This is a genomic window from Methylobacterium sp. A52T (assembly GCF_053346095.1).
The window spans coordinates 20253-29698 of sequence record NZ_JBKFBI010000069.1 but is presented as its reverse complement, the minus strand read 5'-3'; the positions used below and the strand labels follow the sequence as shown (position 1 = coordinate 29698).

Annotated in this window: 7 protein-coding genes; 4 read left to right on the top strand and 3 right to left on the bottom strand. The window is 73.2% G+C overall.

The window, feature by feature from the left end; genetic code table 11:
- The 3 genes from ACLBYE_RS17330 to ACLBYE_RS17320 all read left to right on the top strand — a co-directional run.
- On the top strand, positions 1–1966 hold a 1966-nt coding region (locus tag ACLBYE_RS17330; RefSeq protein WP_447695126.1), incomplete at its 5' end, for an ATP-binding protein.
- Positions 1963–2691 carry a response regulator gene (locus ACLBYE_RS17325; RefSeq protein ID WP_447695125.1) on the top strand — a complete coding sequence of 243 codons (729 nt, stop codon included), beginning with the start codon at positions 1963–1965 and terminating at the stop codon, positions 2689–2691. The genes ACLBYE_RS17330 and ACLBYE_RS17325, both read left to right, overlap by 4 nt.
- Before the next feature lie 45 nt (positions 2692–2736).
- Positions 2737–3183: a PTS sugar transporter subunit IIA gene (locus tag ACLBYE_RS17320; protein WP_447695124.1), complete on the top strand. Its 447-nt coding sequence runs from the start codon at positions 2737–2739 to the stop codon at positions 3181–3183.
- A gap of 16 nt (positions 3184–3199) precedes the next feature.
- Here ACLBYE_RS17320 and ACLBYE_RS17315 read toward each other — a convergent pair whose 3' ends face one another.
- The 3 genes from ACLBYE_RS17315 to ACLBYE_RS17305 are packed head-to-tail and all read right to left on the bottom strand — an operon-like array spanning position 3200 to position 8111.
- Complete coding sequence (locus ACLBYE_RS17315; protein ID WP_447695123.1) at positions 3200–4540, bottom strand: NCS2 family permease; 1341 nt, start codon at positions 4538–4540, stop codon at positions 3200–3202.
- A complete protein-coding gene (locus ACLBYE_RS17310) occupies positions 4540–7275 on the bottom strand; it encodes a molybdopterin-dependent oxidoreductase (RefSeq protein ID WP_447695122.1) in 2736 nt (911 codons plus the stop codon). The genes ACLBYE_RS17315 and ACLBYE_RS17310 overlap by 1 nt, the downstream gene beginning before the upstream one ends.
- Positions 7272–8111, bottom strand: a complete 840-nt coding sequence (locus tag ACLBYE_RS17305; protein WP_447695121.1) for an FAD binding domain-containing protein — start codon at positions 8109–8111, stop codon at positions 7272–7274. The genes ACLBYE_RS17310 and ACLBYE_RS17305 overlap by 4 nt, the downstream gene beginning before the upstream one ends.
- A gap of 175 nt (positions 8112–8286) precedes the next feature.
- On the opposite strand from ACLBYE_RS17305, the gene pucL reads away from it, so the two are divergent.
- Positions 8287–9129 (top strand): factor-independent urate hydroxylase, encoded by an 843-nt coding sequence (pucL, locus tag ACLBYE_RS17300; RefSeq protein ID WP_447695120.1) that lies wholly within the window; start codon positions 8287–8289, stop codon positions 9127–9129.
- The last annotated feature ends 317 nt before the right edge of the window (positions 9130–9446 follow it).

Below are 9446 nucleotides of genomic sequence, written 5' to 3'. Positions count from 1 at the left end.
GGAGGCGTCGTCCCGCGGATCCTCGTGGCGGGCGGTCGAGAACCGGCGCGTCGGCGCGTCGGCGTGGGTCAGCACGGCCACGACGCCCGGGACGGCGCGGGCCGCCGGCGCGGCGGCCGCGGCGATCCCGGGCAGGGGGCGGGGGGGGGGGGCCGGGCCCGCCCGCACCGCGGGGGCGCTGCGGCCCCCCGCCCCCCCCGGCGGCGACGCCGTCACCCTGCCGGGCGGGCGCCGGATCGCCGACGACGTGCTCGACTACGCGCGCTCGGCCAACGTGAACCACATCGTCGTCGGCAAGGCGAACCGCTCGTGGCTCTTCGAGCTGGTCAACGGCTCGGTGGTGTACGACCTCGTGCGGCACAGCGGCGCCATCAGCGTGCACGTCGTCCCCGGCGAGGCCGTCCCGGACGAGAAGCCGGCGCGCCGCGCCGTGGCGGTGACCGCGCCGCGCCCGGGGCGCGACGCGCGGCCCTACGCGATCGCGCTGGCGGCGATCGCCGCGGGCCTCGGCGCAGCCATCGTCGCGGAACCCTACGCGGGCGTGGAGAACGCCGACCTGTTCCTGCTGACCGCGGTCGTGGCGGTGGCGGTTCGCTGGGGCCTCGGGCCGTCCCTCGTCTCGGTGGTGGCGGCCTCACTCGCCTACAATTTCTTCTTCCTGCCGCCGGTCTACACGCTCACCATCGCCGATCCAACCAACGTCGCGGCCTTCCTGCTCTTCACCCTGGTGGCCGTCCTGGTCTCGAACCTCGCCTCCCGCGCCCGCCGCGTCGCGGTGGTCAGCCAGGGCCGGGCGCGGGCCACGGAGCGGCTGTTCGGCTTCTCGCGGAAGCTCGCCGCCTGCGGCACCCTCGACGACGTGCTCTGGGCCACCTGCGCCCAGGTCGCCGCGATGCTGAAGGTGCGCGTGGTCCTCCTGCTGCCCGACGGCCAGGCCGTCACGGTGCGGGCAGGCTACCCGCCCGAGGACATGCTGGACGAGGCCGACCTCGCGGCCGCGCAGTGGGCCTTCGACAACGACCGGCCCGCGGGCCGGGGCGCCGACACGCTGCCGGGCGCCAAGCGCCTGTTCCTGCCGATGCGGACCGGGCGCGGGACGATCGGGGTGATCGGCCTCGATTCCGACGGCACCGGGCCGATCCTGTCGCCGGAGGGCCGCCGCCTCCTCGACGCCCTGGCCGACATGGGCGCCCTCGCCATCGAGCGGGTCCGGCTCGTGGAGGATCTCGACCGGGCCGAGCGCGCGGCCGAGACCGACCGCCTGCGCCAGGCGCTGCTCACCTCGATCAGCCACGACCTGCGCACGCCGCTCGCCTCGGTCCTGGGCGCGGCCAGCACCCTGCGCGACCTCGAGGCGGCGCTGCCCGCCGAAGCCAAGGCGGAATTGCTCGCGACGATCATCGAGGAATCGGAGCGGCTCAACCGCTTCATCGCGAACCTCCTCGACATGACCCGGCTGGAGGCCGGCGCGGTGGCGCCGAACCTCTCCGCGCAGGACGTGGCCGAGACGGTCGACACCGCCCTGCGCCGCACCCAGAAGATCCTCGCCGACCACCGCGTCGCCGTGGAGGTCGAGGCCGACCTGCCGCCGCTGGCGCTCGACCCGGTCCTGTTCGAGCAGGTCCTGGTCAACCTCCTCGACAACGCCGCCAAGTACGCGCCCGAGGGCTCGACCGTGACGGTGCGCGCGCGCCGCGCGGACGACCGGGTCCGGATCACCGTGCTGGACGAGGGAGACGGCCTGCCCGAGGCGGATGTCGAGCGGGTCTTCGACAAGTTCTACCGCGTCCGGAAGGGCGACCGGGTCCGGGCCGGAACCGGGCTGGGCCTCGCCATCTCCCGCGGCTTCGTCGAGGCGATGGGCGGCACCGTCACGGCCGAGAACCGCCCCGACCGCGGCGGCGCCTGCTTCACCGTCAGCCTGCCGGTTCCGGCCCGGAGTGCGCCCAGGGACATCGCCGCATGAGCCCCACGATCCTGGTCGTCGACGACGAGCCGCCGATCCGCAAGCTCCTCCGCATGGGCCTGGCCACGCAGGGCTACGCCATCCTTGAGGCCCCCGATGCGCGGACGGCCCTGGGGCTGCTCGGCCGGGAGGGCGTCGATCTCGTGATCCTCGATCTCGGCCTGCCCGACATGCGCGGCCACGACCTGCTGCGGTCGGTTCGATCGAGCCATCCCGACCTCCCGGTCGTCGTCCTGTCGAGCCGCGACGACGAGAGCGGCAAGGTCGAGGCGCTTGATCTCGGCGCCAACGACTACGTGACCAAACCGTTCGGCATGGCGGAGCTGCTGGCGCGCCTGCGGGCCGCCATGCGCCACCAGCTCGCCGCGCGCGGTGAGCGGCCGATCTTCCGCGTCGACAACCTGTCGGTCGATCTGGTCCGCCGGATCGTGAAGGTCGACGAGGCCGAGGTGAAGCTGACGCCGCGCGAGTACGACTTCCTGCGCGTCCTGGTCCTGCATGCCGGCAAGGTGCTCACCCACGCGCAGCTGATGCGCTCGGTACCGTCCTCCTCCGATCCGCAATACCTGCGGGTCTACGTGCGCCAGCTCCGCCAGAAACTGGAGGCGGATCCCGAGCGCCCGCGGATCTTGCTGACCGAGACCGGTGTCGGCTACCGCCTGCGCGCGCCCGACGACGAGCCGGCCCCGCCTCCCCGCGCCGCCGGCGGCGCGACCGCCCACTGATCCCGAGGACGACCCGATGTTTCCCAGCGCCCGCGATCCCGCGCGATGAGTGTGGACCGGATCCTCGCGCCCTCCGACGCGCTCGTCGGTCTGCGCGCCGCCGGCAAGGGCGCTCTGCTCGAGGAGCTGGCGCGCCGCGCCGCCGGCGCCCTCGGCCTCGCCCCGGAGGCGATCCTTCCCGCGCTGATCCGGCGCGAGAGCCTGGGCTCGACCGGGGTCGGCGACGGCATCGCCCTGCCGCACGCGCGGCTCGAAGGCATCGCGCGCCCCTACGGGATCCTGGCCCGGCTCCGCGACCCGATCGATTTCGACGCGGTCGACGACCGGCCGGTGGACCTCGTCGCCCTGCTGCTGCTCCCGGTCGCCGCCGAGGGCGAGACGCTGAACGCGCTGGCCTGCGTGGCGCGTCGCCTGCGCGACCCCGGGGCCGCCGCGGCGATGCGCGGCGCGCGGGACGCGGCGGCGCTCTACGCGGCCGCGACGGGCCGGTAAGGGCGCCGCGCGGCCGTCAGTGCGCGCCGCCGGTCTCGACGAACTTGAACAGGAAGACCGCGGCGATCACCCAGACGATCGGCTTCACCTCCCGGGCGCGACCCGCGCAGAGCTTCAGCGCCGCGTAGGTAATGAACCCGCAGGAGACGCCGGTGGCGATCGAGTAGGTGAACGGCATCAGCAGGGCCGTGACGCAGGCCGGCACGACCTCGGTGATATCGTCCCAGTCGAGCTCGACCAGCTCGCGCAGCATCAGGCAGGCGACGTAGAACAGCGCCGGCGCCGTGGCGTAGGCGGGCACCGCACCCGCCAGGGGCGCGAAGAACAGGCAGGCGAGGAACAGCACCGCCACGGTGGCGGCCGTGAGCCCGGTGCGGCCGCCCTCCTCGACGCCGGAGGCGCTCTCCAGGTACGCCGTCGTGCTCGACGTGCCGAGGAGCGAGCCCGCGAAGACCGAGACGGAATCGGCCATCAGCGCCCGGTCGAGGCGCCGCATCTTCCCGTCGGTCAGGAGCCCGGCCCGGCTCGCCACGCCCATCAGCGTGCCCGTGGCGTCGAACAGCTCTACCAGGAACAGGACCAGGATGACGTGGAGCAGGCCCGCCGAGAGGGCACCCGAAATGTCGAGGGCGAACAGGGTCGGGGCGATCGAGGGCGGCAGGGAGACGATTCCCTGGAAGGTGTTGCCCGCGAAGACGAAGCTCAGCGCCGTGACGGTGAGGATGCTCGACAGCAGCGCCGCCCGCACCTTCCGGGCGGACAAGACCGCCACCATCAGGAAGCCCAGCACCGCCAGGATCGCCTCGGGCTTGTGCAGGTCGCCGAGGGTGACGAAGGTCGCCGGGCTCGCCGCGACGAGGCCGGCGTTCTTGAGCGCGATGATCGCCAGGAACAGGCCGATCCCGACCGTGATGGCGATCCGCATGGAGCGCGGGATCCCCTCGACGATGAGCGCGCGCAGGCCTGTCAGCGTGACGATCAGGAAGCACACGCCCGAGATGAACACCGCGCCGAGGGCGGCCTGCCAGCTGAAGCCGAGCTGCTGGACCACCACGTAGGTGAAGTAGGCGTTGAGTCCCATGCCGGGCGCCAGGGCGATCGGGTAATTGGCCCAGAGCGCCATGATCATCGAGCCGAGCGCCGCCACGAGGCAGGTCGCCACGAAAACCGCGCCCCGCGGCATGCCGGCATCCCCCAGGATGCTCGGGTTGATGAAGACGATGTAGGCCATCGTCAGGAAGGTGGTCAGCCCCGCGAGCACCTCCGTGCGCACGCTGGTGCCGTGCTCGGCGAGGCGGAAGGTGCGTTCCAGGAAGCCGGGCCTCGCCGCCGGCACCGCGTCCCGCGCGCGATCCATCACGCGAGCCCCGCCCGGCCGGCCGCGACGGCCCGGTAGATCCTGTCGGGCGCGAAGGGGGTCGCGGTCAGGCGGGCCCCGGTCGCGTCCCGGATGGCGTTGCCGAGCGCCGCCGCCACCGGGTTGAAGGGCGACTCGCTCATCGACTTGGCGCCGAGCGGGCCGACGCTGTCGTGCGTGTCGGCGAACAGGACCTCGGTCTCGGGCACGTCGGCGCAGGCGGGGATGTGGTAGTCGCGGAACGTCTGCGTGACGAGGCTCCCGTCCGCGGCGACCTGGACGTCCTCGTAGAGCGCCGCGCCGAGCGCCTGCGCGATGCCGCCCTCGACCTGACCGCGGCACTGCATCGGGTTGATCACCCGCCCGGCATCGGCGGCGTGAACGCTTCTCAGGATCCGCACCGCGCCGCTCACCGGGTCGACCGCCACCCGGAAGGCGTGGACGTTGAACGCCACCGAGCGCGGGCTGCCATCGGCCCGGCCGGTCGCGTCCAGGGGACCGATCGCCGCCAGCGTGACCGGGCCGGCCGGCGTCTGGACCTGCTCCCCGTCGAAGCGGCAGGATTCCGGGGTCGCGCCCGCGATCTCGGCGGCCCGCGCGCGGATCCGGAGCGCGAGCGCCTCGGCGGCGCGCAGCGTCGCCAGGCCCGCCACCACCGTGCCGGTGCTCCCATAGGCGCCGGTGTCGTGCCCGACGATATCCGTGTCCGCGCCCGCGATGCGGACACGCTCCGGCGCGGCGCCGAGCGCCGAGGCCGCGATCTGCCGATGCACCGTGCTGGTGCCGTTGCCGAACTCGGCCGTCCCGACGCGCACGGTGAAGTGCCCGTCGGCGTCCAGGCTGACCCGCGCGTCGGCGTGGTGACCGCGCGGCGGGATCGTGTCGATCATCGCCATCGCCATGCCGGTCCCGGCGCGCCAGCCGGGCTCGGGCTCGGGCCCGGGATCGGCCCGCAGCGCGTCCTCGACCAGGGTGAGGCACTGGTCGAGCCCGTAGCTGCCGAAGATCACGTCGTGCGGTTCCAGGCTGTTCGACACCATGGCGTCGCCCGGCTTGACGGCGTTGCGCCGACGCAGGGCGAACGGGTCGATGCCGAGTGCGCGGGCGACCTCGTCCAGGGCGGATTCCAGCGCGAAGATCGTCTGGCTCAGCCCGTAGCCGCGGAAGGCCCCCGCCGGCACCGTGTGGGTGTAGACGGCGCGGCCGCTCACCTGCTTGTTCGGGCAGACATAGGCGGCCAGCACCTCGTGGCAGGCGTGGTGGATCACGCCGCCCGCGTGGTTGCCGTAGGCGCCGGTATCGGACAGGACGTCGAGGCTCAGCGCCGTGAGGGTGCCGTCGCGGCGGGCGCCGACCCTCACGTCCACCCGCATCGGGTGGCGCGTCGTCGTCCCGACGAACTGCTCCCGGCGGGTCAGGTCCCAGCGCACCGGCCGGCCGGTGTGCAGGACCGCCAGGGCGACGAGATCCTCGGTCAGCATCTCCTGCTTGCCGCCGAAGCCGCCCCCGACCCGCGCGCAGACGACGCGCACCGCGTCCTTTTCCAGGCCGAACAGGTCCGCCAGCGCGTCCCGGGTCAGGAACGGCACCTGGGTGCTGGTGCGCAGCGTCAGGCGGCCGTCCTCGGCGCGCCAGCCGATGCAGCCGTGGGTCTCCATGGCGGCGTGCTGGACGCGCTGCGACCGGAACGTCCCGGCGTAGACGAAATCGGCCCCGGCGAGGCCCGCCGCCACGTCGCCGACCGCGCCGTGCACCTCGCCGGCGAGGTTGGGGTGCTGTTCGAGCGGCGGCGCGTCCTCGCCCGGGCAGTCACGGGGATCGTGGACCCGGGGCGCGTCGGGATCGAGGGCGCTCTCGGGATCGAGGAGCGCCGGGCGGACCTCGTAGGTCACCCGCAGGGCGCGGCAGCCGGCCTCGGCGGCCGCCTCCGTCTCCGCCACCACGGCGGCGACGCGCTGGCCGACGAACCGCAGGATCGGGTCGAGGACCCGCGTGTCGGAGGCGTCGTCCCGCGGATCCTCGTGGCGGGCGGTCGAGAACCGGCGCGTCGGCGCGTCGGCGTGGGTCAGCACGGCCACGACGCCCGGGACGGCGCGGGCCGCCGTCGCGTCGATCGCGACGATCCGGGCATGGGCGTGGGGCGAGCGCAGCACCTTGAGGTGGAGCGCGTCGCCGAGCGGTGCGTCCATCGTGAAGCGGGCGCGTCCGGACACCACCAGCGGCGCGGCCGGTGCCGCGAGGTTGCGGCCCACGGGATCGCCGAGGCCGCCCCTCTCGACCGAGCGCGCGCTGCCCGCGATGGCCTCGCGCACGGCGCGGTAGCCGGTGCAGCGGCAGAGATTGCCCTTGAGGGCGGTGCCGAGATCCTGCTTCTGACCCTGGTCGAGGCTCGCCGCCGTCATGATCATGCCGGGCGTGCAGAAGCCGCACTGGAAGCCCTGGGCCGCCAGGAAGGCTTCCTGCATCGGGTGGAACGCCGCCGGCTCGGCCGCGTCGGCGCGGCAGGGACCGGCCAGCCCCTCGATCGTCGTCACGCTCCGTCCCTCGGCGCGGAAGGCCGGCACCAGGCAGCTGTGCACGGGCTCGCCGTCGAGATGGACCGTGCAGGCGCCGCAATCGCCGGCGTCGCAGCCCTTCTTCACGCCGAACCAGCCCGCCTCGCGGAGATAGGTCCGGAGGCACTGCCCGGCTCTCGGCGCGCCCTCGTGCGCGGCACCGTTGATCGTAAGCTTCATGACGCGGCTCCCGGCGACGGCGCCGCGTCGAGCGACCCGCGGATCTCCTCGGCGAAGTGTCGGGTCATGTGGCGGCGCCAGTCGGGCCGCCCGTGGACATCGTCGTGGTACAGAGCGTCCGGGATCGCCTCGTCCAGCGCCCGCATCAGCGCGGCCGGATCCGGCAGACCGTCGAAGGCGAGGCGGAGCGGGCGTTTGACGGAGGCCGTGACCGTGAGCGCGAAAGCGCCGTCCGCGCCGCGCGTCCCGATCAGCAGCGCACCGGAGCGGCCGTTCGGGCTGAGGCTGATGCGGCGGAAGGCCGTGCGGCGCGCGAGCGCCGCGGCCGGCATCGACAGGCTCCGCAGGATCTCCCCCGGCGCCAGGGCGTTCCGCTGCGGCGCGAGGACGAAGTCGAGGATCGGGAGGTCCCGCTCGGCCCCGTCGGCGGACCAGATCGTGCAGGTCGCCTCGAGGGCCGTCGCGAGGGCGATCATCGGCCCGGCCGGGAGGGCCAGGCAGACGTTGCCGCCGACCGTGGCCACGTTCCAGATCTTGAAGGAGCCGAGCAGCGCGCGGCAGCACTGGCCCACCAGCGGCGCCGCGTTCCAGACCGGCGGCAGTTCCAGCCGGTCGAGCTGGGCGATGGTGCAGGTCGCCGCGAGGGTCAGGCCCTCCGCGTCGACCGCGTGCGGTGGCCATCCGAGCGCCGCGAGGTCGACGAGGCGCCGCATCCCGACCTGCGGCTCGGAGAACAGCCACGTCCCGCCTCCCAGGCAGGCATCGCCGTCCGCCCAGGCGGGAAGCTCGGTCCGACTCCGCGGCCGGACGACGGTCTCGATCGTGTTGAGGTCCATGCGCCCGCTCGACGGTCCGAGGCCGGTTCGGCCCGGCCCGACACTATGCCGGTTCTAAACAGGCTCCGGTCAAGCCGCGCCGACAACTTCGAACCTTGGCGCCCCCACGCGCGTCGGCCTAGGATGAATCAGGTTTGCGTGAGATGGCCGGCGGCGGTCCGGATCGGAGATCCCCATGGCCCTGACGGCATCGCGGTACGGCAAGGAACGGGTTCGCGTGCTGCGCCTCGCCCGCGACGGCGACCATCACACGCCGCGCGAGCTGACGCTGTCGGTGATGCTGACCGGGCGCTTCGAGGCGGCCTGGACGGAGGGGGACAACCGCGCCTCCATCGCCACCGACAGCATCCGGAACATCGTCAACGTGACGGCGGCGCGGCATCTCGGGCTCGACGCCGAGGGATTCGTCGCCGCGGTCGCGCGGGTGCTGCTCGAGACCTACCCGCAGGTCGAGACCGTCACGATCGACGCGGAGGAGATGCGCTGGCTGCGCCACGCGATCGCCGACGCGCCCCACGGCCACACCTTCACCCGCGACGGGAACGGCGCCAGCTTCGTAGGGCTTACCGCCGACCGGACCGGGTCGACCCTGCGCTCCGGATTGCGCGGCTACACCTTCATGAAGACCACGCAATCGGGCTGGACGGGGTTCGTGGCGGACCAGTACCGGACCCTGCCCGACACGACCGACCGCATCGCGGCGACCAGCATGGACGCGACCTGGACCTGGGCCTCGGCGCCGCACGATTACGCCGGCACCAATGCCCGCATTCTCGCGACGCTGTTGACCGTCTTCGGCACCACCTACAGCCGCGGGATCCAGGACAGCATGTACCGGATGGGCGAGGCCGCCCTGGCCGCCGTCCCGGAGCTGTCCGAGATCGGCTTCGTCATGCCCAACAAGCACTACCTGCCGATCGACCTGACTCCGTTCGGCCTCGACAACCCGGGCGCTGTCTTCCTGCCGACCGACGAGCCCTACGGCCGGATCGAGGCGACCATCGGCCGGACGGGCTGATCGATCCGCGCCGCGACGCGCCTTCCAGATTCCCGCGCGTCATCGCGCCGCGCCGATCGGCGGGCGGTGGAGCAGCGATGCGATCATACAACCGCAGGCTAGCGAGCGGCGGGCGAACGCGGGCGACGCACAACGCAAGATAGTCTCGCCCTTGATCTATGCTGTCCCATAACTTTTCACGGAGCGGGACTGCGCAGTCAGCCGCTCGCCGCGATTTTCTTGAGCAAAGCGAACCATTTTAACGGCCGCGCAACGGCATAACCTTATCCAGCACCTCGCTATAGTCGGGCATCGACAGATTTATGGCGTCGCCCGGC

What these genes read in the sequence shown, in the direction of transcription:
- ACLBYE_RS17315 (WP_447695123.1), bottom strand. Translation starts at nt 4,540, where the DNA reads ATGGATCGCGCGCGGGACGCGGTGCCGGCGGCGAGGCCCGGCTTCCTG.
- ACLBYE_RS17305 (WP_447695121.1), bottom strand. Translation starts at nt 8,111, where the DNA reads ATGGACCTCAACACGATCGAGACCGTCGTCCGGCCGCGGAGTCGGACC.
- ACLBYE_RS17325 (WP_447695125.1), top strand. Translation starts at nt 1,963, where the DNA reads ATGAGCCCCACGATCCTGGTCGTCGACGACGAGCCGCCGATCCGCAAG.
- ACLBYE_RS17310 (WP_447695122.1), bottom strand. Translation starts at nt 7,275, where the DNA reads ATGAAGCTTACGATCAACGGTGCCGCGCACGAGGGCGCGCCGAGAGCC.
- pucL (WP_447695120.1), top strand. Translation starts at nt 8,287, where the DNA reads ATGGCCCTGACGGCATCGCGGTACGGCAAGGAACGGGTTCGCGTGCTG.
- ACLBYE_RS17320 (WP_447695124.1), top strand. Translation starts at nt 2,737, where the DNA reads ATGAGTGTGGACCGGATCCTCGCGCCCTCCGACGCGCTCGTCGGTCTG.